26 protein-coding genes and 2 tRNA genes are annotated in these 23,584 nt (G+C 71.2%); 17 read left to right on the top strand and 11 right to left on the bottom strand.

The genetic code is table 11. From position 1 onward, the window contains the following. Window position 1 precedes the first annotated feature (1 nt). On the bottom strand, window positions 2–700 hold the full coding sequence (locus FK268_RS10250; protein ID WP_231707018.1) for a hypothetical protein: 699 nt from the start codon (window positions 698–700) through the stop codon (window positions 2–4). Between the two features lie 93 nt (window positions 701–793). On the opposite strand from FK268_RS10250, the gene FK268_RS10245 reads away from it, so the two are divergent. Beyond that, the gene (locus FK268_RS10245) at window positions 794–1,504 is read left to right on the top strand and encodes a phosphatase PAP2 family protein (protein WP_146433707.1); all 711 of its coding nucleotides are present in this window, start codon (window positions 794–796) and stop codon (window positions 1,502–1,504) included. Here the strand turns inward: FK268_RS10245 and FK268_RS10240 are convergent. The 4 genes from FK268_RS10240 to FK268_RS10225 form a co-directional block, all read right to left on the bottom strand. Continuing rightward, a complete protein-coding gene (locus FK268_RS10240; protein ID WP_146433705.1) occupies window positions 1,452–1,898 on the bottom strand; it encodes a carboxymuconolactone decarboxylase family protein in 447 nt (148 codons plus the stop codon). The genes FK268_RS10245 and FK268_RS10240 overlap by 53 nt on opposite strands. Before the next feature lie 37 nt (window positions 1,899–1,935). Further along, the gene (locus tag FK268_RS10235; protein ID WP_146433703.1) at window positions 1,936–2,313 is read right to left on the bottom strand and encodes a DUF779 domain-containing protein; all 378 of its coding nucleotides are present in this window, start codon (window positions 2,311–2,313) and stop codon (window positions 1,936–1,938) included. A gap of 65 nt (window positions 2,314–2,378) precedes the next feature. Then, window positions 2,379–4,016, bottom strand: coding sequence for an amidohydrolase (locus FK268_RS10230; RefSeq protein ID WP_146433701.1), 1,638 nt, complete (start codon window positions 4,014–4,016; stop codon window positions 2,379–2,381). Between the two features lie 13 nt (window positions 4,017–4,029). Beyond that, a complete protein-coding gene (locus FK268_RS10225; protein ID WP_146433699.1) occupies window positions 4,030–5,244 on the bottom strand; it encodes an MFS transporter in 1,215 nt (404 codons plus the stop codon). A 325-nt stretch (window positions 5,245–5,569) separates the two neighbouring features. Between FK268_RS10225 and FK268_RS10220 the strand changes: the two genes are divergently transcribed. The 9 genes from FK268_RS10220 (at window position 5,570) to FK268_RS10180 (ending at window position 16,666) form a co-directional block, all read left to right on the top strand. Continuing rightward, a complete protein-coding gene (locus tag FK268_RS10220; protein ID WP_231707017.1) occupies window positions 5,570–6,967 on the top strand; it encodes a fumarylacetoacetate hydrolase family protein in 1,398 nt (465 codons plus the stop codon). Next, window positions 6,958–7,635: a GntR family transcriptional regulator gene (locus FK268_RS10215; protein WP_146433695.1), complete on the top strand. Its 678-nt coding sequence runs from the start codon at window positions 6,958–6,960 to the stop codon at window positions 7,633–7,635. Before FK268_RS10220 ends, FK268_RS10215 begins: the two co-directional genes overlap by 10 nt. After that, complete coding sequence (gene hpaE / locus FK268_RS10210; RefSeq protein ID WP_146433693.1) at window positions 7,632–9,122, top strand: 5-carboxymethyl-2-hydroxymuconate semialdehyde dehydrogenase; 1,491 nt, start codon at window positions 7,632–7,634, stop codon at window positions 9,120–9,122. The genes FK268_RS10215 and hpaE overlap by 4 nt, the downstream gene beginning before the upstream one ends. A 44-nt stretch (window positions 9,123–9,166) precedes the next feature. After that, window positions 9,167–10,498 carry an aldehyde dehydrogenase family protein gene (locus FK268_RS10205; protein ID WP_146433691.1) on the top strand — a complete coding sequence of 444 codons (1,332 nt, stop codon included), beginning with the start codon at window positions 9,167–9,169 and terminating at the stop codon, window positions 10,496–10,498. Further along, window positions 10,491–11,537 (top strand): AraC-like ligand-binding domain-containing protein, encoded by a 1,047-nt coding sequence (locus tag FK268_RS10200; protein ID WP_205124472.1) that lies wholly within the window; start codon window positions 10,491–10,493, stop codon window positions 11,535–11,537. The genes FK268_RS10205 and FK268_RS10200 overlap by 8 nt, the downstream gene beginning before the upstream one ends. Before the next feature lie 68 nt (window positions 11,538–11,605). Next, window positions 11,606–13,579 (top strand): primary-amine oxidase, encoded by a 1,974-nt coding sequence (locus tag FK268_RS10195; RefSeq protein ID WP_193560268.1) that lies wholly within the window; start codon window positions 11,606–11,608, stop codon window positions 13,577–13,579. Window positions 13,580–13,590: 11 nt separating this feature from the next. Beyond that, window positions 13,591–14,415, top strand: coding sequence for a MoaF C-terminal domain-containing protein (locus FK268_RS10190; RefSeq protein ID WP_146433689.1), 825 nt, complete (start codon window positions 13,591–13,593; stop codon window positions 14,413–14,415). Further along, complete coding sequence (locus FK268_RS10185; protein WP_231707015.1) at window positions 14,412–15,896, top strand: APC family permease; 1,485 nt, start codon at window positions 14,412–14,414, stop codon at window positions 15,894–15,896. Before FK268_RS10190 ends, FK268_RS10185 begins: the two co-directional genes overlap by 4 nt. Then, window positions 15,893–16,666 carry an SDR family NAD(P)-dependent oxidoreductase gene (locus FK268_RS10180; protein ID WP_146433686.1) on the top strand — a complete coding sequence of 258 codons (774 nt, stop codon included), beginning with the start codon at window positions 15,893–15,895 and terminating at the stop codon, window positions 16,664–16,666. Before FK268_RS10185 ends, FK268_RS10180 begins: the two co-directional genes overlap by 4 nt. 22 nt (window positions 16,667–16,688) lie before the next feature. Here FK268_RS10180 and FK268_RS10175 read toward each other — a convergent pair whose 3' ends face one another. From FK268_RS10175 to FK268_RS10150, 6 genes are all read right to left on the bottom strand, one after another. Then, window positions 16,689–18,269, bottom strand: coding sequence for an FAD-binding protein (locus tag FK268_RS10175; RefSeq protein WP_146433684.1), 1,581 nt, complete (start codon window positions 18,267–18,269; stop codon window positions 16,689–16,691). Window positions 18,270–18,353: 84 nt separating this feature from the next. After that, the gene (locus FK268_RS10170) at window positions 18,354–19,001 is read right to left on the bottom strand and encodes a Fic family protein (protein ID WP_146433682.1); all 648 of its coding nucleotides are present in this window, start codon (window positions 18,999–19,001) and stop codon (window positions 18,354–18,356) included. 67 nt (window positions 19,002–19,068) lie between these two features. Continuing rightward, window positions 19,069–19,141, bottom strand: a tRNA-Arg gene (locus FK268_RS10165). Between the two features lie 38 nt (window positions 19,142–19,179). Beyond that, a tRNA-Ser gene (locus tag FK268_RS10160) sits at window positions 19,180–19,271 on the bottom strand. A 122-nt stretch (window positions 19,272–19,393) separates the two neighbouring features. Beyond that, the gene (locus FK268_RS10155) at window positions 19,394–19,915 is read right to left on the bottom strand and encodes a hypothetical protein (protein WP_146433680.1); all 522 of its coding nucleotides are present in this window, start codon (window positions 19,913–19,915) and stop codon (window positions 19,394–19,396) included. Window positions 19,916–19,986: 71 nt separating this feature from the next. Continuing rightward, a complete protein-coding gene (locus FK268_RS10150; RefSeq protein ID WP_193560267.1) occupies window positions 19,987–20,547 on the bottom strand; it encodes an RNA polymerase sigma factor in 561 nt (186 codons plus the stop codon). A gap of 115 nt (window positions 20,548–20,662) precedes the next feature. Between FK268_RS10150 and FK268_RS10145 the strand changes: the two genes are divergently transcribed. The 7 genes from FK268_RS10145 (at window position 20,663) to FK268_RS10115 (ending at window position 23,551) form a co-directional block, all read left to right on the top strand. Then, the gene (locus FK268_RS10145; RefSeq protein WP_146433676.1) at window positions 20,663–21,139 is read left to right on the top strand and encodes an Asp23/Gls24 family envelope stress response protein; all 477 of its coding nucleotides are present in this window, start codon (window positions 20,663–20,665) and stop codon (window positions 21,137–21,139) included. Further along, on the top strand, window positions 21,136–21,462 hold the full coding sequence (locus FK268_RS10140) for a hypothetical protein (RefSeq protein ID WP_146433674.1): 327 nt from the start codon (window positions 21,136–21,138) through the stop codon (window positions 21,460–21,462). Before FK268_RS10145 ends, FK268_RS10140 begins: the two co-directional genes overlap by 4 nt. Continuing rightward, on the top strand, window positions 21,459–21,644 hold the full coding sequence (locus FK268_RS10135; RefSeq protein WP_146433672.1) for a DUF2273 domain-containing protein: 186 nt from the start codon (window positions 21,459–21,461) through the stop codon (window positions 21,642–21,644). Before FK268_RS10140 ends, FK268_RS10135 begins: the two co-directional genes overlap by 4 nt. 2 nt (window positions 21,645–21,646) lie before the next feature. After that, on the top strand, window positions 21,647–22,441 hold the full coding sequence (locus FK268_RS10130) for a hypothetical protein (protein WP_146433670.1): 795 nt from the start codon (window positions 21,647–21,649) through the stop codon (window positions 22,439–22,441). Next, window positions 22,438–23,031, top strand: coding sequence for an Asp23/Gls24 family envelope stress response protein (locus tag FK268_RS10125; protein ID WP_193560266.1), 594 nt, complete (start codon window positions 22,438–22,440; stop codon window positions 23,029–23,031). The genes FK268_RS10130 and FK268_RS10125 overlap by 4 nt, the downstream gene beginning before the upstream one ends. Window positions 23,032–23,033: 2 nt before the next feature. After that, entirely contained in the window at window positions 23,034–23,243 is a 210-nt protein-coding gene (locus FK268_RS10120) for a CsbD family protein (RefSeq protein WP_146433668.1), read from the top strand. A gap of 122 nt (window positions 23,244–23,365) precedes the next feature. Then, window positions 23,366–23,551: a CsbD family protein gene (locus FK268_RS10115; RefSeq protein ID WP_146433666.1), complete on the top strand. Its 186-nt coding sequence runs from the start codon at window positions 23,366–23,368 to the stop codon at window positions 23,549–23,551. The last annotated feature ends 33 nt before the right edge of the window (window positions 23,552–23,584 follow it).

Raw genomic sequence — 23,584 nt, 5'->3', positions numbered from 1 at the left:
TTCAGTCCACCGGGATGGTGGTGGTGCCGAGCAGGTCGCCCAGCTGCCACGGATCCAGTCCGTTGGCGGCGTTCATGTCGCATCGCACGCGGCCGTAGCCCTCGGGCAGCCCGTTGCCGTAGCCGCTGCCGTCGGTGTACTGGTGGATCGCGAAGCGACGCCCCAGTTCCGGCGCGCGCGAGAAGTCGGGCAGCGCGCCGTACGAGGGCACCACGAAGGGCATCTCGGGCAGCGTCGGCCAGATGCCGATGTCGTTCGGGTTGAGGTAACCGATGCACCGGGTGGGGCGCGGATCCGCTCCGCCGCCGCGCCAATCGGAGGCGCCCCAGGTGAACCGGTTGAAGGCGTCGGAGTGATCGCCGACGATCTGTCCGCCCCAGGACTCCGCGTCGGCCATCGTCACCACGTCGGGACGGTCCTCGCCCTGCATCTCGACGTGCACGGCGAGGCTGTCCTCCCAGTTCGGCCGGACCACGGCGTAGACGATCGCGCCCACCAACCGCCCGTCGTCGAGCATGCGCCGCACCGTGTCCCAGTTCTGGGCGAACCGGCGGTCGCGATAGGTGCCGTCGTTGGAGCGGACGGCGACCCACCGGTACGGGTACTTCTCGGGCAGCGGCGGCTGCCATTCGGAGACATCGGCGTACAGGGTGTCGCTCTGCAGCCGCGCCGCGCGCGCCCTCCTCAGTCGCTTCCGCACAGGCTCACGCTACCCCGGGCCCGCCCGGTCATGAGGCGCACTTTACCCGGTCTTGGTTTGCACTAACGGCTTTCGCGCGGGCATTCTGGTGGGATGAACATCCTCTCCGGCCGCGGCCGGGCACTCCTCGCCGCCGCGGCCGCGCTGCTGGTCGCCGTGGTGGCACTCGGCCTGCTCGTCGGCTGGAAACCCGTCTCCGAGGCCGACGGGGAGGTGCTCGAGGAGATGGTCGAGCACCGCGATGCGGCAGCCACGTCCGTGATGACGCTGATCACGGACGTCTTCTCCCCCGGCGGCACCATCGCGCTCGGGCTCGTGGTGGCGGCGATCCTGGCGTGGCGACGGTCCGTGTCCGCCGCGATCTTCGTGCTCGGCTCGACGGCGTTCGCTTCAGCGGCGACCCTGGTGCTGAAGTCCGTCTTCGCACGGCAGCGGCCGCCGGTCGTCGATCACCTCGTCAACGAGTCGGACTACGGCTTCCCGTCGGGCCACGTCACCGGCACCACCGCGCTCCTCCTGGCGGCGACGGTCGCGGTCACCGTCGGCTGGCCGGCGCGACGGCGCCTGCTCGCGTTGCTCGTCCCCGCGGCCGTCATCGGCGCCGTCGCGGCGAGCCGCCTGTACCTGGGCGTGCACTGGTTCTCGGACACGGCGGCGGGGTTCGCGGTCGGCCTCGCCGGGCTCGCGGTGGGGATGGCGCTGCTGCCGCCCGATTCCTGGGCGCACTGGGACCGGCGATTGTCCGACCTGGTCAGCCGCGGTCGCGCTCCGCGAACACGTCCCGCGCGACCAGCGTCGCGTTGATCGCCCGGGGGAAGCCCGCGTAGAGCGCGGAGTGCAGGAAGACCTCGGTGATCTCCTCGCGGGTGATCCCCACGTTGAGCGAGGTGTTGATGTGCACTCGCAGCTGCGGATCCGTGCCCAGCGCGGTGAGGATCCCGAGCGTCACCAGTTGCCGACTGCGCGGGTCCAGGCCGGGTCGCGCGTAGATCTCGCCGAATCCCCACGCCGCGATGTGGTGCGCGAGCGCGGGACTCACCTCCGCCAGGCCGTCGATCACGGTCCGGGCGTCCTCGCCGTCGATGCCGGCCAGTACCTCGAGACCGGCCTCGCGCCGCTCGATCGCAGCCTCACTGTCGATGTCGTAGTGCTCGGGCACGCGCCCCTCCGTCCACGGCTCGTCGTTCGCAAGCCTCATGACCGACGGTAGTGCGCCCCTGTCGAGCGCGCTCGGCTCAGGTCCTGGGCACGGGGCAGGCGGCACCGTCGGCGCCGACGATCCGCACGCGCGAGACGAACCGTTTCCCCGACGATCCCTCCAGCGAGAAGCCCGCGGCGCGGCCGGGCTCGAGATCCAGGATCAGCACGCTGTTCTCCCACACCCGCGCCTCGCCGTCGGACACCCACACCGGCACGGTCCGCCCGTCCTCCAGGTCGACGGTGCCGAGCCGCACGTTCGCGTCACCCACGCGGAACTCGTCGGCGGGGAAGCACATCGGGGCGGAGCCGTCGCAGCAGCCGCCGCTCTGGTGGATCAGCAGCTCGCCGTTGCCGTCCCACAACTCCCGCAGCATCTCCCGCGCCGCGGGGGTCGATTCGACCCGCTCGTCCATGCTCGCTCCCTTCGCCTCTACCGACGGTAGCCCAGCGGAGCCGCCCGGAGGCCGGGTCCGGAGGATCACTCCTCGTGTACGAGTGCCCCGGCGAACCAGGTCTGGCGCACCCCGATCCCCGGCACCTCCTCGATGTCGACGGCGTGCGGATCCGCAGAGAGCACGACGAGATCGGCCGACATGCCGATGCCGAGGGAGCCGGTGACGTCGTCGATGCCGAGTGCGCGCGCGGAATCGACGGTGTAGGCGCGGATGGCCTCGTCGAGCCCGATGGCCTGTTCCGGCCACAGCGCGCCCGGGTAGCGGCGCGTCGGGTCGCGACGGGTGACCAGGCCGTAGATCGCGCCCCAGATGTCGGGCTCCTCCGCGACGGGCCAGTCCGATCCGCCCACGACCGTGGCGCCCGCGTCGAGGAGCGCGCGGTTCGGTTGCATCCGGCGGCCGCGATCGCCGGGCAGCACCGCGCTGTTGGCGTCGGCGATCACGCCGGGGAACCACAGCGCGGGGGAGATCTCGGCGACGACGCCGAGCGGGCCGAACCGTCCGATGTCCTCGGGCAGGACGAACTGCCCGTGCGCCACGTGGTAGCGGGTATCGAGGTGGCCCGCCGCCCGGACCCGCTCGACGGCGTCGAGCACCATGTGGACGGATCGGTCTCCGGTGCAGTGGATCTTGGCGCCGATCCCCCGCTCGGCGGTGGAGAACAGCCAGCCGTCCAGCTCTTCCTGGGACATCAGCGGCTCGCCTCCGTGCCTGCAGCCGTGGACGTCCGGGAGGTAGGGCTCGGTGAAGGCGGCGGTGCGCGAGGGCGGGACGCCGTCGAGGAAGATCTTCACGAACTCGGGCCGATGGTGCTCGGTGGCGGTCGCGGCGCGCTCCGCGATGATCCCCTCCCCGACCGGCGAGGCGCCGAAGATGAAGTCGTTCACCAGCATCGCCGTGACCACCCAGGCGGGCAGGTCACCCCTCTCGTCCAGCGTGCGCAGAGCGTGCAGCAGCGGCAGGGTCGCACCGGCGTCCTGGAACGCGGTGATTCCGTAAGAGTGCAGGATCTCGATGCCGCGGCGACTCGCCGCTGCGAGCATGTCGGGCGTGCCCGGCTGCGCCCGCGCGAGGGCGTTCTCCACCAGGGCGCCGGCGGCCTCGAAGAGCACGCCCGTCGGCACGCCCGACAGGTCGCGGAGAATCCGCCCGCCTGCGGGATCAGGTGTGTGCGCGTCGATCCCGGCGGCGTGAAGTGCAGCCGAGCTCACCCAGCGGTTGTGCTTGGTGTCGTCGCGCAGCATCACCGCCCTACCGCCTGCGGCCGTGTCCAACTGCGCGAGCGCCTCCGGGGAGTCGAGCCGATCCAGCAGGCCCGAACCCCAGGAGCCGCCGACCAGCCAGCGATCCACGGGAGTCGCCGCGGCCGCCACCCGGACGGCCTCGAGCACGTCCTCGAAGGGTGCCGCCGACGACACCTGGAGCTCGTAGAGCTCGGTCTGCCCGGCGAGCCAGTGGTGGTTGTGGGCGTCGATCAAGCCCGGCATCGCGTAGGCCCCGCCCAGGTCGACGGTGTGCGCGCGCCCAGCCAGATCCCGCGCCGCAGCGCCGTGGGCGATCACCCGTCCCGCTCGCACGGCGAGCGCATCCGTCCGGCCGACACCCGGCGCCAGCGTGTCGATCACGCCGCCGGTGAGGACGAGATCCGCGGTGTCGGTCATGAATTCCTCTTGGTCAGGCACGAGCGGCCACCAGTCGCCCGGCACACAGTACGACGGCGAGCACGAGCGCGAGCAGCAGGGTCGCGCAGGAGAACGCGAGCATCGCGGCGAACGAGCCGTCGTTGCTGAGCGCGCCCGCGACGATCGGGCCGAGGGCGAATCCACCGCCGATCATGAGGTTCGCGGTGTTCATCGTCTGGCCGCCGCCGGGGAGTGCGGCGATCGCGGACAGCAGGTACGGCAGCACGAACGTCCACGCGAACTTGAAGAGGATCGCGGCAACCAGGAACCGGGCCAGCGCGGGTGCCCCGAACAGGAGCGCCACCGCCAGCGCCAGGCACGCCAGGCCTCCGACGAGATAGGCACCGCGAAGGCGGCTCTCGCCGAGGGTCGTCGCGATCACCGCGGAGGCGATCCCGGCGGCCGTGGCGATCGAGAGGACGATGCTCGTCGCGCCGGCGTCGTTGCCCGCGTCGGTGGAGATCGTCCCCATGAAGGTCCACACCCCGGACAGCGCCACGTAGAAGCAGAACAGGGCGGCGAACCCTGCGATCGTCCGTGCCACGGCCCGACCCGCCGCAGGGGCGGCGTCCCCGACCCCCTCCGCGCCGTCGGCCGGTTCCGTCAGCCGCACACCGCGGAGCAACCGGGACAGCGGCAGGCACAGCACGGTCAGCACCGCGAGCGTCCAGTACAGCGGCGCGATGCCGTGACCCGCGTAGATACTGGGGAAGACGGCAAGGATCAGCGCGCCCATCGCGAGCTGGGCCACCACGAAGACGCCGAAGGCGCGCCCGGGGTTCGCTGTCCGCCGCGGCAGGCTCAACAGGATGACGGTGATCGAACCCGCGGCGAGCGAGGTGACGATCCGGATGGCGACGAGGGCGCCGAAGCTCGGCGCCACGCCCGAGGCCAGGTGACCGAGTGCCACCACCATGGTGAACGCGGTCACGGCCCGGACCGGGGACACCCTGGTCAGCCACACGTAGGCGGGCACGGTCGCGAGGCTGAACGCCCCGAGCTCGCAGGAGAAGAGCACTCCGACGTGTGCCGCGTCGAGGCCGTACCGCTCCGAGAGCGGCTCGGCGATCACCGGCGCGATCAGCAGCACAGTGTATAGGACGGCCGAGTACAGGCCGATGAACACCAGGATCCTGCGGTCCTGGTCGGCCTTCGGTTCGTCCGCGCCGGCCGTCTTCGCGTCCGGCAGTGCAGTGGCGTCGATCATGGGGGTCCTGTCCGGCCGCGGTCATCGGCCTCACCGAGGAGATGTGACGTGAGCCACATTGGCACCGTCGGCTCCGTCGTCCGTAGGACTGGAGCGCCGCATCCTTGTCGATGCGCGCAGCTGATGGAGCGCGCCGGGCGGACGACTTGCTTCTGCGCGAAGCCGCTCTTGTTCTTCGACGCGCGGTTGATTCGAATACCGTTCTCGCCCTTGACCGGTCGAGTGACCGATCATATACGATCCGGACATGCCCTGGAACACAACGAATTCCACTGCCGTTGCCGCTTGGAACCTACTCGGCGGCCGGCCGGGAACGGTGTTCGCCATGCACATTGGGTACGCCGCGCGGGCCGCCCAGAAGGGGCGGACGCCGGAGGCTCCCGGCTACTTCCTCAAGCCGGCGGGCTCGCTGAGCACGGGCGGCGCCGTCGAGCTTCCCGCCGGAGCGCAGATCCTCGGCTTCGAGGGCGAGATCGCCCTCGTGATCGGCACCGGCGGCCGACGGATCGCCGAGGCCGACGCGTGGTCGCACGTCGCCGCCGTCACCGCGGCGAACGACCTCGGCGCATTCGACTTCCGCTGGGCCGACAAGGGCGCGAACGTGCGGTCCAAGGGCGGCGACGGTTTCACCCCGATAGGCCCCGTACTCCTCCCCGCCGCGGAGATCGATCCGGCCACGATCGAGATCACGACGTACCTCAACGGCACCGTCGTCCAACAGGACTCGACGAGCACGTTGCTCTTCTCCCTCCCCCGCATCGTCTCCGACCTGTCCCAGCTGATCACCCTCGAGCCCGGCGACGTCATCCTCACGGGAACGCCTGCGGGAGCGTCCGTCTTCGCCCCTGGCGACACCGTCGAGGTGGAGGTCGTGGCCGGCGGCCGGAGCACGGGACGCCTGACCACCACGGCCGTGCAGGGCACCGTCGGGCTGCCGCCGTACAGCGCCCGGCCCAAGGCGACGCCCGAACAGTGGGCGGACGCCTCCGGCCGACCGACGGCGGACGACGCACCCGTCCTGACGGAGGAGCTGAAGCGACGGCTGAGCTCGGTCGCGCTGGCCACGCTGTCGTCGCTGCTGCGGGCCCGTGGCATGAACACCGTCTCGCTCGACGGTCTCCGCTCCACCAAGCCCGGGCGGCGGCTGGTCGGCACCGCCCGCACCCTGCGCTACGTCCCCGGCCGCGAGGACCTCTTCCGCACCCACGGCGGGGGCTACAACGCGCAGAAGCGCCTGTTCGACTCCCTGCGACCCGACGACGTGGTGGTCATCGACGCGCGCGGCATCACCGATGCGGGCACCCTCGGCGACATCCTCGCGCTGCGGGCCGAACACCTCGGGGCCGCCGGGCTGATCACCGACGGCGCAGTCCGTGACCTGGACGTCGTGGCGGACGTGGACGTCGTGACCTACCACGCGGGCGGGCATCCGGCCGTACTCGGACGACGGCACGTGCCGTGGGGCGTGGACGAGACCATCGCCTGCGCCGGCACCACCGTGCAGCCCGGCGACATCCTCGTCGGCGACGGCGACGGCGTCCTCGTGATCCCGCCCTCCCTCGCCGCCGAGATCGCCGCCGAGGCCGAGGAGAAGGAGGCCGAGGAGGAGTTCATCGCCGAACAGGTCCGCGCCGGGCACCCCGTCGACGGGCTGTTCCCGATGAACGCCCAGTGGCGCGAACGGTACGAGGAGCACCGGCGGGATCGCGGCAGATGTACGTGAGCAAGTCCCAGCGCGCCTACGAGGCGCTGCGCGAGCGCATCGCCGACGGCACCTACGGCCCCGGCCATCGGCTCGTCCTCGACCGCCTCGCGCGGGAATCGGAGATCAGCGTGGTCCCCGTCCGTGAGGCGGTGCGCCGGCTCGAGGCCGAGGGCCTGGTCACCTTCGAGCCCAACGTGGGCGCACGGGTCGCTCGGATCGATCCGCGGAAGTACCACGACATCACCGAGACCATGTCGATCGTCGAGGGCGCCGCCGTCGCCCTGGCAGCGCCTCTCCTGACCACCGCGGATCTCTCCGCCGCGCGGGCGATCAACGAGCAGTTGCGCCACGGCCTCGACGATTTCGACCCCGTGCGGTTCACCGCGCAGAACGAGGACTTCCATCGCGTGCTCTCGGCGGCATGCCCCAACGGCGACCTCCGCGACGCGGTCGACCGCTGCTGGCGACGCCTGTCCCACGTGCGGTCGACCACCTTCGCGTTCGTACCCGGCCGCGCGAACGCCTCCGTGCTCGAACACGAGCGGATCCTCCTGATGATCGAGCGCGGCGAGGAGCCGCGCGCCGTCGAACTCGCGGTGCGCGCGCACCGCCTCGCCACCCCCACCGCCTATCTGCATCGGCCGGTACCCGGCCGCGCACCCCATCCCCCAAGGAGCACAGCATGACCCGCATCCCGGAGAACCTGCCCGCGCACATCCCCCACTACATCGGTGGACGCCGCGTCGACTCGATCGGCGGTGAGCGTTTCGACGTCCTCGATCCCGTCACGAACGAGACCTACGCGACCGCCGCCGCCGGACGGAAGGCGGACGTCGACGCGGCCGTCGACGCCGCCCGGGAGGCCTTCCTGCACGGCCCGTGGCCGCGCATGAAGAACCGCCAGCGCGCCCGGATCCTGCACCGGATCGCCGACATCGTCGAATCCCGCGACGCCGAGCTCGCCGTCTTCGAGTCCTTCGACTCCGGTCTACCGATCACGCAGGCCCGTGGGCAGGCGCAGCGCGCCGCGGAGAACTTCCGGTTCTTCGCGGACCTCGTCGTGGCGCAGCGCGACGACACCTACAAGGTTCCCGGCACCCAGGTCAACTACGTCAACCGGAAGCCGAAGGGCGTCGCGGGCCTGATCACGCCGTGGAACACCCCGTTCATGCTGGAGTCCTGGAAGCTGGGCCCCGCCCTCGCGTCGGGCTGCACCGTGGTGCTCAAGCCCGCCGAGTTCACGCCCCTGTCGGCTTCGCTGTGGGCCGGGATCTTCGAGGAGGCCGAACTGCCGACGGGCGTCTTCAACCTGGTCAACGGGCTCGGAGAAGAGGCCGGCGACGCGCTCGTCAAGCACCCCGACGTGCCGCTCATCTCGTTCACCGGAGAGTCCAGCACCGGGCAGCTGATCTTCGCCAACTGCGCCCCGCATCTCAAGGCGATGTCGATGGAACTCGGCGGCAAGTCGCCCGCCGTGGTCTTCGCCGACGCCGATCTTGAGAAGGCGATCGACTCCACCCTGTTCGGCGTCTTCAGCCTCAACGGCGAGCGGTGCACCGCGGGCAGCCGGATCCTGGTGGAGCGCGGCGTGTACGACGAGTTCGTCGAGCGCTACGCCGCGCGCGCCCGGAACATCGTGGTCGGCGACCCGTCGGATCCGCGCACCGAGGTCGGCTCCCTGGTGCACCCCGAGCACTTCCAGAAAGTCATGTCCTACATCGAGATCGGGCGTTCCGAGGGTCGGCTCGTCGCGGGCGGAGGCCGGCCGGAGGGCCTCGACACCGGGAACTTCGTCGCGCCGACGGTCTTCGCGGACGTGCGGCCCGACGCGCGCATCTTCCAGGAGGAGATCTTCGGGCCCGTCGTCGCCATCATCCCGTTCGACGACGACGCGGAGGCCCTCTCGCTCGCCAACGACACGCGCTACGGGCTCGCCGCCTACGTGTGGACCTCGAAGCTGGAGCGCGCGCACCTGTTCGCGCAGTCCGTCGAGGCCGGCATGGTCTGGCTCAACAGCCACAACGTGCGCGACCTGCGCTCGCCCTTCGGCGGCGTCAAGGCGTCCGGCCTCGGCCACGAGGGCGGCTACCGCAGCCTCGACTTCTACTCCGATCAGCAGGCCGTACACATCACTCTCGGCGACGTCCACACCGCCCGGTTCGGCGCGCACTGACCGCCATCCGCGTCGAACAGCCCTCCACCACAGAAGGATCCGTCATGAACGTCGATCACAACTCGCCCATCCCCACCCCCACCGTGCCCGCGCCGGACATCGTCCGTTGCGCCTACGCCGAGCTCGTGGTGACCGACCTCGCCCGGTCGCGCGAGTTCTACGTCGACGTCCTCGGCCTGCACGTCACCGAGGAGGACGACGACAGCGTCTACCTGCGTAGCTTCGAGGAGTTCATCCACCACAACCTGGTGCTGCGCCGCGGACCGGTGGCCGCCGTGCGCGCGCTCGCCTACCGCGTGCGCACCCCGGAGGACGTGGACCGCGCCGAGGCCTACTATCGCGCGCTCGGCTGCCGCACGGAGCGCCGCGCGGAGGGCTTCGTCAACGGCGTGGGCGACGCGGTCCGAGTCGAGGATCCCCTGGGCTTCCCCTACGAGTTCTTCCACGCCGTCGATCATGTGGAGCGCCTGCACCAGCGCTACGACCTGTACGGCGCGGGCGAGCTGGTGCGCCTCGACCATTTCAATCAGGTCGTGCCGAACGTCCCGCGCGGGCGGGCGTACCTGGAGAACCTCGGTTTCCGGGTCTCCGAGGACATCAAGGACGCGGCCGGCACCACCTACGCCGCCTGGATGCACCGCAAGCAGACGGTGCACGACACCGCGCTGACCGGCGGCGACGGCCCCCGCATGCACCACATCGCCTTCGCCACGCACGAGAAGCACAACATCATCCAGATCTGCGACAAGATGGGCTCCCTGCGGATCAGCGACCGGATCAACACCGGGCAGACGTGCGCCGCGCTCAAGCGGCTGTACGTGCACGAGGACGTCTACGACGCCGTCTGCGAGGCGTTGCTGCGCGTGGCGCGGTCCACCCGGAGCGGGCACGGGGTCGACCCCGGGGTCACCCTGGGGCCGCTCACGACCGCGGCGCAGTTCGACGTCGTCGACCGCCTGGTGGAGGACGCCCGGCTCTCGGGTGCCCGCATCCTGATCGGCGGTGAGCCGGATCGCGCGGCGCCGGGGAACTTCTACCCGGCCACCCTGGTCGCGGACATCGCGCCGGACCGTCCGCTGGTGACCGAGGAGCAGTTCGGACCGGCCCTGCCCATCGTCCGGTTCCGCGAGGTCGACGAGGCCGTCGCGCTCGCCAACGCCGGCGGGGCGGGCCTGGGCGGCTCCGTCTGGTCGGCCGACGTCGACGCCGCGCGCGCGATCGCCGCGCGGCTGCGCACCGGCACCGTCTGGATCAACCGGCACGGCGCGGTCCACCCGATGGTGCCCTTCGGTGGTGTCGGCGCGTCCGGCTACGGGTTGGAGTTCGGCGTCGAGGGCCTCAAGTCCGTCGCGGTCCCGCAGGTGATCAATGGCTGACCGCGCGGGCGCACTGCGGATCGTCCGCGAGGACGGCCCCGGCCCCGCGCGGCGCTATTGTGAGCGGATGAGCGGCGGCGCACGACGCGAGCGGTACCGGGACCTGCCGCTCCCGCAGTGGCGTGAGCTGGTGAACCGGTCCTTCGTGCCCCTGATCGTCCGGGAGAACTGCGGGGTCCCCTTCCGCGGCAGCATGGTCACCACCGTGTTGGACGAGATCTGCGTCTACGAGATCGAGGCGACGCCGCACATCGTGGAACGCACCGAGGAGCTCATCGCCGGGTCCGGCGACGCCTACCTCAAGCTCAGCCTGGCCCTCGACGGCTTCTGCATCCTCGAACAGGACGGCCGCACCGCCCGGATCTCGCCCGGCGACCTCGCGGTCTACGACACCAGCCGCCCGTACCGGCTCGCCTTCGAGACCGACAACCGGGCGCTCGTGATCATGGTGCCGCACCGGCTGATCGACCTGCCGCCGGGCGAACTCGCGCGGCTCACCGCTGTCCGCTTCGCCCACGACACCGCGCTCGGGCGGGTGGTGAACTCCTTCTTCCAGGACCTCGGTGCCGCGATCCACGACCTGCGTGACCCCGCGGGCATCCGCCTGGTGCACACCGCCCTCGACCTGCTGGTGACGCTCCTCTCGAGCGAACACCGCGTGGGCGACGCCCGCGATCCGCAGCGGGCGCTGCTGCGCGACATCCGCGAGTACATCGACGCACGGCTGGGCGACCCCGACCTCACGCCGACGTCGATAGCCAAGGCGCACTTCATCTCCACGCGGCATCTGCACGCGATCTTCACCAACGAGAACGTGACGCTGGCGAGCTGGATCCGCGAGCGGCGGCTCGAGCACATCCGCCGCGACCTCGTGGACCCGCTGTTCGCCTCGGAGCCGATCAACCGGATCGCCGCCCGGTGGGGACTGGTGGACGCCGCGCACTTCTCGAAGGCGTTCAAGCTCCGGTTCGGGATGGGCCCCCGCGCTTACCGGACGCGGGATGCAGCCGAACACAACAGCGCTGCGCCGAAGGACTAATCCCCGGGTGCGACGGTCTCCTAGCGTGATGTGCACCACACGATCATCACGCACGAGGAGTCCCATCCATGCCCCCGAATCCATTCGACGGCACCTGCTGCCACAGCGCCGGCCCGAACGTGGGGCATCGCTCCCGGTGCCTGACCGTCGGACACCCCACGGACGGTCTCGTCCCGGAGGAGATCACCGCGGTCCGGGCGGTGCTGGACCGGGCGGGCCTGCTCGGGCCGACGGTGCGGTTCGCCCAGCAACTGCTGTTGGAGCCCGACAAGGCGGCCCTGGCCGGGTGGCGGCCCGGCGATCCGATCGAGCGACGCATCTCCTCGGTACTGCTGGACACCGCGACCGGACGGAGCGTCGACGCCGTCGTCGCGCTTCCGGCCGGCACCGTCGAGTCCCGGACCGAGATGCCCACCGGGACCGCGCCGTACGGTCAGCCTCCGTACCTCTTCGAGGAGTACGAGCGGGTGGAAGCGATCGTCAAGGCCGATCCGCAATGGCGGGACGCCATGGCCCGACGGGGCTTCGCCGACGACGTGCTGGACCTCGCCTTCTGCGCGCCGCTCGCCCCGGGTCACTTCGGGCGCGAGGACGAGTCCGGGCGCCGGTGCATCCGGTCGCTGACCTTCCTGCGGGACCATCCGGAAGACAGCCCCTGGGCGCACCCGGTGGAGGGCCTCGTGGTCACCATCGACCTCACATCCGGCGAGGTACTGCGGGTGGTGGACGAACGGATCGTCGACGTCCCCGCCGAGGGCGGCAACTACGACGCCGCATCGGTGGGGCCGGCCCGGACCACGCTCAAGCCCATCGAGATCACGCAGCCCGAGGGCCCCAGCTTCATCGTGAACGGGAGCGAGGTGCGGTGGGAGAACTGGTCCCTGCGGGTCGGCTTCTCGATGCGGGAGGGACTGGTGCTCAACGGGATCGGATTCGACGACGGCACCGGAACCCGGTCCGTGCTGCATCGCGCCAGCGTCCCCGAGATGGTGGTGCCGTACGGCGATACGACCGAGACCCGCTACTGGATCAGCTATTTCGACGCGGGCGAGTACCACCTGGGCAAGAACGCGAACAGCCTCGCCCTGGGCTGCGACTGCGTAGGACTGATCCACTACTTCGACGCGCACGTCGCCGGCGACGACGGGCTCCCCGTCACCATCGAGCAGGCCGTCTGCATGCACGAGGAGGACTACGGGATCCTATGGAAGCACACGGAACCCGGACGTCGTTCTGAGTCCCGCCGTTCCCGGCGCCTGGTGATCAGTTACTTCGCCACCATCGGCAACTACGACTACGGCTTCTTCTGGTACTTCTACCTCGACGGCACGATCCAGTTCGAGGCCAAAGCCACCGGCATCGTCTTCTGCGGCGCCGAGGAGCCCGGCACCGAGCACCCGCACTCCGCGGAGATCGCCCCCGGCCTGTTCGCCCCGGTGCACCAGCACCTGTTCTGCGCGCGACTGGACGTGGCGATCGACGGCGACGCGAACTACGTCGACGAGATCGACCTGGTGCGCATCCCCACCGGGCCGGAGAACCCGCACGGCAACGCCTTCACCTACCGCGCCACGCGGATCACGGAGCCCGGCGGCCGGTCTGCGGACAACCTGGTGGGTCGCACGTGGCACATCGGCAGCGCCGAGCGCACCAATCGGCTCGGGAAGGCCACCGAGTACCAGCTGATCCCCCAGGGCACGCCCACCCTCCTCGCCGCCGACGACGCGCCGGTCGCGGCCCGGGCCGCCTTCGCCACACGGCACCTCTGGGTCACCGGCTACGGCCCGGACGAGACCTTCCCTGCCGGCATCGCCGTCAACCAACACGCGGGCGGGGCGGGGCTTCCCGCTTTCGCCGCGGAGGACCGGCCGGTGGACGGTGCCGACATCGTCGTCTGGCACGTCTTCGGCCCCACGCACGTTCCCCGCCCGGAGGACTGGCCGATCATGCCGGTCGACTACTCCGGCTTCCTCCTCAAGCCGTACGGCTTCCTCGATCGCAACCCCGCGCTCGACCTCCCCGACGGCACCCGACACCGCTAGGAGCACACACCATGACCGCACAGCCCTTCATCCCCGTCGCCGCCCTGGGCTACGGCTTCGCCCCCGGGGCCCACCTGCTCGAGCCCGACGACGGCCTCGACGGACGCACCCTGACCCTCCGGTTCGGCGACGAGACGGTGACCCTCACCGTCGACGGGACCCGCGCCGGCTGGACCGGTATCGCCGCGGAAACCTCCGTCCCCGTGCGGATCACCTCGATCCGGCCCGGCGTCTACTTCGTCGACCGCGGGATCGCGCCGGAGGACGGCCGCGTACCGTCGGTCACCTTCGTCATCGACCTCGAGCTGGGACGCGCCACCCGGGTGGTGGGCGAGCTCCCCACCGCCGCGCAGGCCGCGGAGAGCGCGTACACCCGCGTCCAGCGCGGCGACGACCCCACGCTCGTGACGGCCCGCGTCGACCACGGCACCGTCGTCGATCCGGCGGCGCCCGCACCGGGGGCCGAGCACGGCCCGACCGACGAGCTGGTGGGGCTGCGCAACCGGTACACCTACTCCCCGCAGGAGCAGTACGAGCACGTCTACTTCTCCCCCACCCTCTACGCCTGGCACTGCGTGACGGGCGTCGAGCGCGATCTCGCCGACGTGGACCTGTGCCGCGCGTACCGGATCCGGCAGGGGCTCTATCTCTTTGAGTGGCGCGAGAAGATCGTGCCCACGCTCGGACTGATCCTCATCGACCTCGACGGGCTCCGCACGGACGGCAAGATCTGCGGCTTCGGGGAGTTCGACGGTGCCACGCTCGCCAACTTCCCGGTGGGCGCGTTCGCCGAGATCCTGGGCCGCACCGAGCATCCGGCAGCGGTCGGTCCGTGAGCGGCGCACCGTCGGACCCGTCGGGGCTGCACCGGGGAACGCTCGGGGTCGGGGCGATCGTCTTCCTGGTGCTGGCGGCGGTCGCGCCGCTGACCGGGATGATCGTGGTGGCCGGCATCGGCATCGCTACGGGGGTGGGCGGCGCCACGCCGCTGATGTACGTGGCCGCGACCGTTGTCTTCCTGCTGTTCGCGGTGGGCTACGCCCGGATGGCACGCGAGGTGATCAACGCCGGCGGCTTCTACGTCTACGTCGTGCGGGGGCTGGGCCGCACGGCGGGCCTGATGGCCGCGGGCGTGGCGCTGGTGGGCTACAACTGCTTCGTGATCGGCGCGATCGGCACGAGCGGCTTCTTCACCGGCGCGATCGTCGAGGACCTGATCGGAGTGCACCTGCCCTGGTGGGTGTGGAGCGTGCTGTCGGCGGCGCTGGCGTGGCTGCTCACGCGCAGCGGGATCGACTTCTCCACCAAGGTGCTGGCGGTCTCCCTGACGCTCGAGGTCGCGATCATCGTGGCACTCGATGTCGCCGTGCTGGCCCGGCACGGGTACAGCCTGCGCGCGCTCGATCCGGCGCTGGTGACGGGCGGTTCGGTCGGGCTGGGACTCCTCTTCGCCGCCACCGCATTCGTCGGCTTCGAGGCGACGGGGCTGTTCGGTGAGGAGGCGCGCGATCCGCGCCGCACGATCCCCCGCGCGACCTACGTCGCGCTGGTGGTGCTCGGCGCCCTCGGCGCGATCACCACCTGGGCGATCGTCTCGGCGATCGGCCCCGACGTCGCCGGCGGTGTCGCGCGGGAGCACCTCGCGGCGGGCGATCTCGTCTTCGTGGTCTCCGAACAGGAGCTCGGGCACTGGCCGACGACGGCGATGAAGGCACTGCTCCTCGTGAGCCTGTTCGCCGCGCTGCTGGCGCTGCACAACGCCGCGACCCGGTACCTGTTCGCGCTGGGCCGGGTGCACGTTCTCCCGCCGTTTCTGTCCCGGACCCGTTCGGCCACAGGAGCTCCCGTGCTCGCGTCGACGGTGCAGCTCGGCCTCGCCACCGCCGTGGCGCTGCTCTTCGCGATCGTCGGCGCGGATCCGGCGACCACGCTGGTGCCCGCCTTCGTCGGGGTCGGAACCCTGGGGATCCTCACGCTGCAGGCGCTCGCGGCGACCGCGGTGGTGGTGCACTTCCGGCGACGGCGTTCGCCGGATCTCCTGGCGACCCTCGTACTTCCGGGGCTCGGCGGGCTCGGGCTCTGGGTCGCGACGGTGCTGGCCTTCGTGAACTTTCCCGCCATGGCGGGCAGTGAGGATCCCACGATCGCGCGGCTGCCATGGCTGATCCCCGCGGCGATCGTGATCACGGGGATCGCGGCGGTGCTGCTGCGGCGCACGCGTCCCGGGGTCTGGGCCGCCCTCGATCAGGACCTCGACCGGGCGGAGAGCCTGCCCGGCTACGGAGCGATCGCCTCGAGGCTGGGAGTGGAGCTGTGAGCGTCTATCTCGTGACCGGCGGTGGCACGGGGATCGGGGCGGCCGTGGTCGCGCGGCTGCGGCGCGACGGCCACGACGTCCTCGCCTGCGGTCGCCGTCCGGACCCGCTGGAGGCGGTGGCGTCCGAGACGGGCTGCGCGACCGCGGTCGCCGACGCCGCGGACGGGGAGTCGATGGCGGGCGTGGTCGGCGAGGCGCTCGCCCGCTTCGGGCGCCTCGACGGGGTGGTGACGAACGCCGGCGGGCACGGCTTCTCGTCCGTCGGCGACACCACCGACGCCGACTGGAGCGGATCGCTGGCCGCGAACCTGGACACCGCGTTCGTGACGGCGCGGGCCGCGCTGGACGCGCTGCGGGAGACCCGGGGCTCGGTGTGCCTGATCTCCTCGCTCGCCGGTTTGCGGGCGGGACCGGAGACGGCGGGGTACACGGTGGGCAAACACGCGGTCATCGGCCTCATGCGCTCGCTCGCCCGGGACTACGGGACCGCCGGCGTACGCGCGAACGCGGTGTGCCCCGGCTGGATCCGCACGCCCATGGCGGACGACGAGATGCGGCACCTCGTGGCGGACGGCGCCGCGGCGGATGTCGACGACGCGTACCGTCGGGTCACCCGCGACGTGCCTCTGCGGCGTCCCGCGGAGCCGGAGGAGGTCGCCGGCGTCGTGGCCTTCCTGCTCGGCCCCGACGCGGGCTACATCACGGGGTCGACGATTGTCGTGGACGGCGGCGCGCACATCGTGGACGTGCCGACGCTCGCCTTCGGCTGAACCGCTGGGCGGGTGTGTGCAGTCAGCGGCCGTGCGCGCCCGCCCGCCGGCCGGAGAAGACGCAATCGGCGAGCGAGAGCCCGCTGACATAGGAGTTCGAGCACACTCCGACCGCCGCACGACCGGCCGCGAACAGCCCCGGCACGGGCGCACCGTCGGGCCGGAGCACCGCACCGGTCTCCTCATCGACCACGAGCCCGCCGAGCGTGAGCATCGGCATGGGGTAGCTGACCCGGGCCCGGAAGGAGATGTCGAGCAGCGTGAACGGTCCGGTGCTGATCGGCCGGCGGACCACGTCGGGCTTGCCCAGCGGATCGGGCAGGCCGTCCTCGATCGCGCGGTTGTGCGCGTCGACGGTGGCACGCAGTTCCACCGGGTCGATGCCCGCCCGGTTGGCGACCTCCTCGAGCGTCGCGCCGCGGGTCGCGCCCAGGCGGAGCAGTCGCTCGGTCTGCAGGCGCTGGAACCAGGTGGACTGCTGGGGGATCTGCTTGCGCGCCTCGGCGAGGAGCGGCGCGTCCACGAGGAGCCAACCGCGATGGTCCGGCCGGGTCGCCAGGGCGTCGCCGAGCGCGGCGCCGTAGCGGGACTCGTCGATCATGCGCCGGCCGTCGCTCCCCACGGCGAGGCCCGCGAAGAAGGCGCTCGGCGGGCCGATGAACCGCCAGTTGGAGATGTGGTCCATCTTGTCGACGGCGGCGCCGGCCTTGCACCCCATCGTGATTCCGCTGCCGTCGTCGGCGGCCGTGCCCAGCGGCAGGCCCTCGTCCCAGGGGAAGTCGGGCCGGTGCGCGGCGACCATGGCGCGGTTCGCGATGAAGCCACCGGTCGTGACGATCACCGATGAGGTCGCGCGGATACGGATCGCACGGCCGTGGCGGCGTTCGATGCGGTCGAGGAGCGCCTGCAGTGCCGATCGGAAGCCCTGGTGGTAGACACCAGGTTTCGCGGAGAGCTTCGTGAGCGCGGCGAACCGGCGTAGGACGGCGGGCGGCGCACCGTCGAGCGTGACGGCCTCGACGCCGACGACACGACCCTCGTCCAGGACGAGATCGGTGACGCGCATGCCGGTCCGGACCCGCACACCCGCCCGTGCGGCCGACGCCGCGAGGGGGCGGTAGAAGGCCTTGCCGGAGACGCCCGGGCCGTGGGCGCGATGCCCGCGCTGGCGGGGGACGGCGCGGTCGGGGAAGGAGTTCTCGCTGCCCGAGTAATAGAGGTAGTAGTCGTCGGTGGGGTACGAGGTCTTGTACGGGCACGACGACGCGTCGAAGGGCACGCCGTGGCCGGTGAGCCAGTCGATCATCGCGGGCGAGCCCTCGCAGAACCTGCGGAGCGTGGCCTCGGAGACGACGTCGCCCACCTCGCCCCGGAGGTAGGCGTACATGTTCTCGACGGTGTCCTCCACCCCGGCCGCCTGCTGCACCCACGTGCCGCCCCCGGCGTAGACGATGCCGCCGGACAGGGCCGTCGCGCCGCCGCCCAGGTAACGGTCGAGCGCCAGCACATCCGCACCGGCCTCCCGCGCCGCCAGCGCGGCCACCACTCCGGCACCGCCGTAGCCGACCACGACCACCTCGGCAGACAGATCCCACTCACTCATGCACAGCCACCCGTTCCGCGTCGATTTCTAGAACACGTTACAGAAATCGGCGGCGCGGGCGAGGCTCTTCCCGGACTGAACCGACTACGACGACGTCGGGGCCAAGCCGTTTCGGCGGAGCAGATCCTTGACTGCGGCGACCTCGTCGAACCGGTAGGCGCGGGCCAGCAGGTCGTTGAAGTCACCGTCTGGGTCGCCGTCGTCGACGGGGACCGTCAGGAGCACGCCCGCCCCGGCACCCAGGAGCAGCGCGTTCGCCACCATGATCGCGGTGCGCTTGTTCCCGTCCTCGAAGGGCTGCGCCCGCGCCAGCCGGACGAACAGCTCGAGCGCATCCTCGATCACGTCGCCGGACGTCGCCGCGTCGATGACCTCCTGCAGGCCGGCCTCCGTCAGCGCCGTGGGTTCGTGTCGGCCGTAGCGCGTGCTCACCCCGATCGCCTGGTCGGCGGTCCGCAGCCGCCCAGGATGCAGTGCACCGCTGCGCGTCATCGTGGCATTGACCGCACGGACGAAACCGGCATCGACGACCTCGCCGACGTGACCGAGCACATACTGCGCGGCGTCGCGCAGATCCTCCAGCAGGGCGAGGTCCGCACGGGACGCGACACCGTCGAGACTGCCGGACCGCAGGAAGTTCTCCGTGTCCAGCCGTCCCGTGGACAGCCCGTCGAAGACCTTGCCGGCGGAATAGACCACGCCGGCGAGGTCCGCGATACCGACTTCGGCCACAGGCGTCTCCAAGTCCCTCGAAACAGGAAATGCCAGGCCGATATCATCGACCTGGCATTTCCTCTTGTGCGCCCGAAGGGATTCGAACCCCTGACCTTCTGATCCGTAGTCAGATGCTCTATCCACTGAGCTACGGGCGCATACCCATATTCAATTCTCGCCGGTCCGAAGACCGACGTGGCGGAGGCGAGAGGATTTGAACCTCCGGTCCGGTGTTGGCCGGACAACTCATTAGCAGTGAGTCCCATTCGGCCGCTCTGGCACGCCTCCAAATCGGACGCGATGCGCAAGCGATCCTTACGGGTCACGCGCAACCGCCGAGCAGCTACTTTACACAACCTCCCCGCAACCCACAAAACGGCAGGTCATCCCCGTTGCCGCCGTGCGTGCGCTCAGATCGACTCGGGAGTGAGCAGGTCCTCCCATGTGAGGTCCACGTTCACGCCGGTATCGCCGATCATCCGCAGCACGGCGTCCTCCGCGAGCGCCCGTAACCGGTCGCCACCGTCGAGCAGGGAGCGCGACCGCCCCTCGGCTCCGACGGCCACGAGATGGACGTGCACGGCCTTCACCCGGGTACCCACGAGCTCGAGGGCGACGTCCGCGACGGCAGCCGCCTCGGCGGCGGCGTCGTCGGAGAGCGCCGCGGTCACCGCCTTCGAGAGCGCGAGCTCGGTGACCGTGATCCCCGGCCGCACCGTCTCCACCGCACGCGAACGGCGAGGCAGTCCTGCCACCTGGAGCGCGACGGCGGCGCGCAGTCGATCAACGGCGTCCGCGCCCCAGCGGGGGTCGCCCTCGGGCGCGCCCGCATCGGGTGCGGTCAGCCCTGCCAGCCGACGTGTCGCGTCGGCTATCCAATCGGTGGCCTGCGCCGGTTCGGCGTGGCCGCTCTCCACTCGCCTGAAACTCATCGCACCCCCAGTGTGACCACGTCGCGTCGGATTGCACAACGTCCCGGCCTCCGCCGGCCCCGTCGGATCGGTCATGGCCAGTACTCCCCCAGCGCCTCGGCGAGGCGCTGTCGCGTCCGCTGCAGGTGCCCGCGCACCGAGCCCTCGGTGGTCCGCAGGACGGCGGCGATCTCGGCGACGGAGAGCCCGTCGACCTCGCGCAGCCACCACGCCGCCCGCGCCGGGTAGGGCAGTCGCCCGAGCTCGCGCCCGAGGGCGTCGAGGAAGTCCCGGTCGGTCGCCTTCTCGACGGGCCCGGGGCCGCTCGCCGCGGCCTCGACGACGGCCTCCGAATCGACCACCGGAGCGCGGCGACGGAGCACGTCAGCGGTCTTCCGCGAGGCGATCGAGAACAACCAGGTGCGCAGGCTGGAGCGGAAGGCGAAGTTCGGGAGCGCCTTCCACGCCGCGATCAGGGACTCCTGCACGATGTCGTCGCAGTCGCTGCGCTCGGGCATCGTCCGCGCCACGAACCGGTGCATCGCCGGCGCATGACGCTGCACGAGCACGTCGAAGGCGGCCGTGTCGCCGCGCTGAGCGCGCCTGGTCAACGTCTCATCGGACAGCGACCGCAACAGATCTGCGCCGGACACCAACCCTCCCGAATGTGAGATGGACCACAATCGCGTGCCGATCTCCCGCACACCGCGACTCACCCAGTGTGCCGGAACAGAACCCGGTACATCAGTCGACACAAGGAGACGGAAGATGACCTCGACCACTACCAAGCCGGCCACCGCGACCGCCGACGGGACGACGGCGACGAAGCCGGGCTCCGCGGTCTCCACCCAGGTCGGTCGCGGCACCACGAGCATCGCGGACATCGTCGTGTCGAAGATCGCCGGAATCGCCGCCCGCGAGGTCGACGGCGTGTACGACCTCGGCGGGCAGGCCGCCCGGGTCGTCGGCCGCATCCGCGAGACCCTCCCCGGCTCGCCCGACCTCACCCAGGGCGTCACCGTCGAGGTGGGCGAGAAGCAGGCGGCTGTGGATGTGGCGATCGTCGCCGAGTACGGCGTGGCGATCCACGATCTCGCCGCGGGCATCCGCAGCAACGTCATCGACGCCGTCGAGACGATGACCGGCCTCGAGGTGACCGAGGTCAACGTCACCGTCCACGACGTCCACTTCGCGGACGACGACGAGGCCGCCGAGGGAACCTCGTCGGAGCCGCGGGTCCAGTGAGCCGGGCGCACGCGGAGCGCGTCGACGGCGTCGTCGCCGCGGTGACCGCCGTCGACGGCGTGGTGGACGTCCACGCGGGCGGCCCCGGCTCCCCCGCCACCCATCTGCCGGGCCGGACGGTCCGCGGGGTCCGCCTCGACGACGAGTCCGGCCAGGTCTGCGTCGTCCTCGAGTTCCGTCGCGAGGTCGACCTGGTCGACCTGGCGGACAGGGTCCGACGAGCCGCGACCGATGCGGCGGGGGTCCCCGTCGACGTGGTCGTGTCCGACATCGTGGTCTCCGATCATCCGGAGTCCGCCTCTTCGAAGGAGTTCATCGCATGACACCAGGAAACTTCACCGTCTGGGGAGGCGTGATCGGCCTCCTGGTGGCGATCGCCGTCCTCGTCGGGGGACTCGTCGGCTTCCTGCTCGCGATCGTCCTCGGCGGGGCGGGCTTGGCCATCGGCGCCCACTTCGACGGCCTCATCGATCTCACCGCCCTGCGGCGCCGCGACCGGAGCTGACCATGACCACCGAATCGGTGACTCCCGATACTCCGGTCGAGGACGGCACCACCGGTGGCACGGGTGTGGACCGCGCAGCGGATGCCGCCACCCGCGGACGCACCGTGATCGACGACCGGGTGCGGCGCAAGCTGATCGAGCACGCCGTCCTCACGGTGCCCGGAACCGAGCGCCGCCGCGGGCTGGCGACGCGGCAGCTCCCGGCGGTCCGGTTCGCCGACCGCGACCGGAACGAGGTCGACGTGCAGATCGCCGCCGAGTGGCCGCTCGACGCGGCCCGGCTCGTGCCCTCGGTGCGCACCGCCGTGGACGAGGAGCTCGCCCGCAGTCTGGGCTCCGCTCCGGAGGAGGTGCACGTGCACATCACCCGGGTCAGCGACGAGCGCTCGAGCTCCGCCGCGTTCGCGTACCGGCATCCGGCCGTCGAGGCGGAGCCGACGGCTGAGCGGGCCCTGCGCAAGCACTCGCCTCGCCGCACGGCCGGTGCGAGCATCGCTACGGTGCCGCTCCTGCTGGCCGTCCTGGCACTCGGCGTCCTCGCCGTGCGCGACACCGTCGTCTCGCTGGGCTGGGTGGCCGGCCGCCGGTGGCTCGACACCGTGCCCCGCATCGCCGACGACATGCGGTGGGCCTGGTGGGCCTGGCCCGCCACGATCGGCGCGATCGTGCTGGGACTGGTGCTGCTCATCGCGGCCGTCAAGCCCCGTCGCCGCAGCCACGAGCCCGTGACCGGTGATCTCTGGTTCAGCCGGCGCATCGACGCCGACCGCCGCACCGCCGAGGAGGTGGCCCGATGAAGCCGTCGACCCGCGTGATCGACCGGCTCGTCGCGGGCCTGGTCGGCCTCGTCCTGCTCGCCGGCGGCCTGTGGGCGCTCGGCTACCGGCTCGGACAGCGCACGGCCACCGACGCCACCCACCGGGTGTCCACCGAGACCGTCACGCGGCTGCCCGACGAGCCGTGGTGGCCCCCCGTGATCGGCGCAGCCGGCGTGGTGCTGATCCTCGGCACGCTGTGGCTGCTCGTGCGCCACCTGCGCAGCGCGTCCACGCGCACCGTCCCGACCGAGGGCGGCGGCACCGTCGACCTGGGACGGGTCGCTGACGCGGCCGCGGCGGACGTGGCGCGGAGCCCGCTGATCCGCCGGGCCCGCCCGTCGACCGTCGTGGAGAAGGGCCGACCGATCATCCGGATCGCCGTCGGCGTGAGCCCCGATGCGTCGGTCGAGGAGCTGTCCGCATTGGCGGCCGCCGCACGGCGCGAGGTCACCGCCGCCACCAACCCCGACGTCGGTTTCCAGCTCCTGGTGAACGACAGGCGGGGCGATAAGAGACTTGGGGAACGGCCCCGAGAAGAAGAACACCGAACGATCTCCGAGAGGACGTAGGCATGGGAATCGCAGACGACGCCAAGAACAAGGCCGAGGATCTCAAGGGGCGTGCGAAGGAGGCCGCGGGTGCGGCCACCGGCAACGACGACCTCAAGGCCGAGGGCCAGGCCGATCAGGGCCTCGCCGCGGCCAAGGAGAAGATCGCGGACGCCGCCGACAAGGTCAAGGAGGGCGTCGACGCCATCAAGGACAAGCTGACCGGCAACTGAATCGGCCCAGGTAGGACGCGATTGCAAGATTCGCCCAGCGGGACGGCCCCCACTCTTGCAGAATCAAAACCCTCGGGGGCCGTCCTCGGGTCAGTACATCGGGTTCACCGGAAGGCAATGACATGGGTTTCGCAGACGACGCGAAGAGCAAGGCCGAGGATCTGAAGGGGCGCGCCCAGGAAGCCGCGAGCAAGGTGCAGGGCGACATCGATTCGGCCGCCGCCACCGCGAAGGAGAAGGCGACCGAGTTCGGCGACAAGGTCAAGGACGAGGCGAACTCCCTCAAGGACAAGCTCTCCGGCAACTGACGCATCACAGCACCGACACCGAGGCCGGTCCCA

This window comes from Tsukamurella sputi (genome assembly GCF_007858445.1).
Classification (GTDB): Bacteria; Actinomycetota; Actinomycetes; order Mycobacteriales; family Mycobacteriaceae; genus Tsukamurella; species Tsukamurella sputi.
This window is presented reverse-complemented; position numbering and strand designations above follow the sequence as displayed.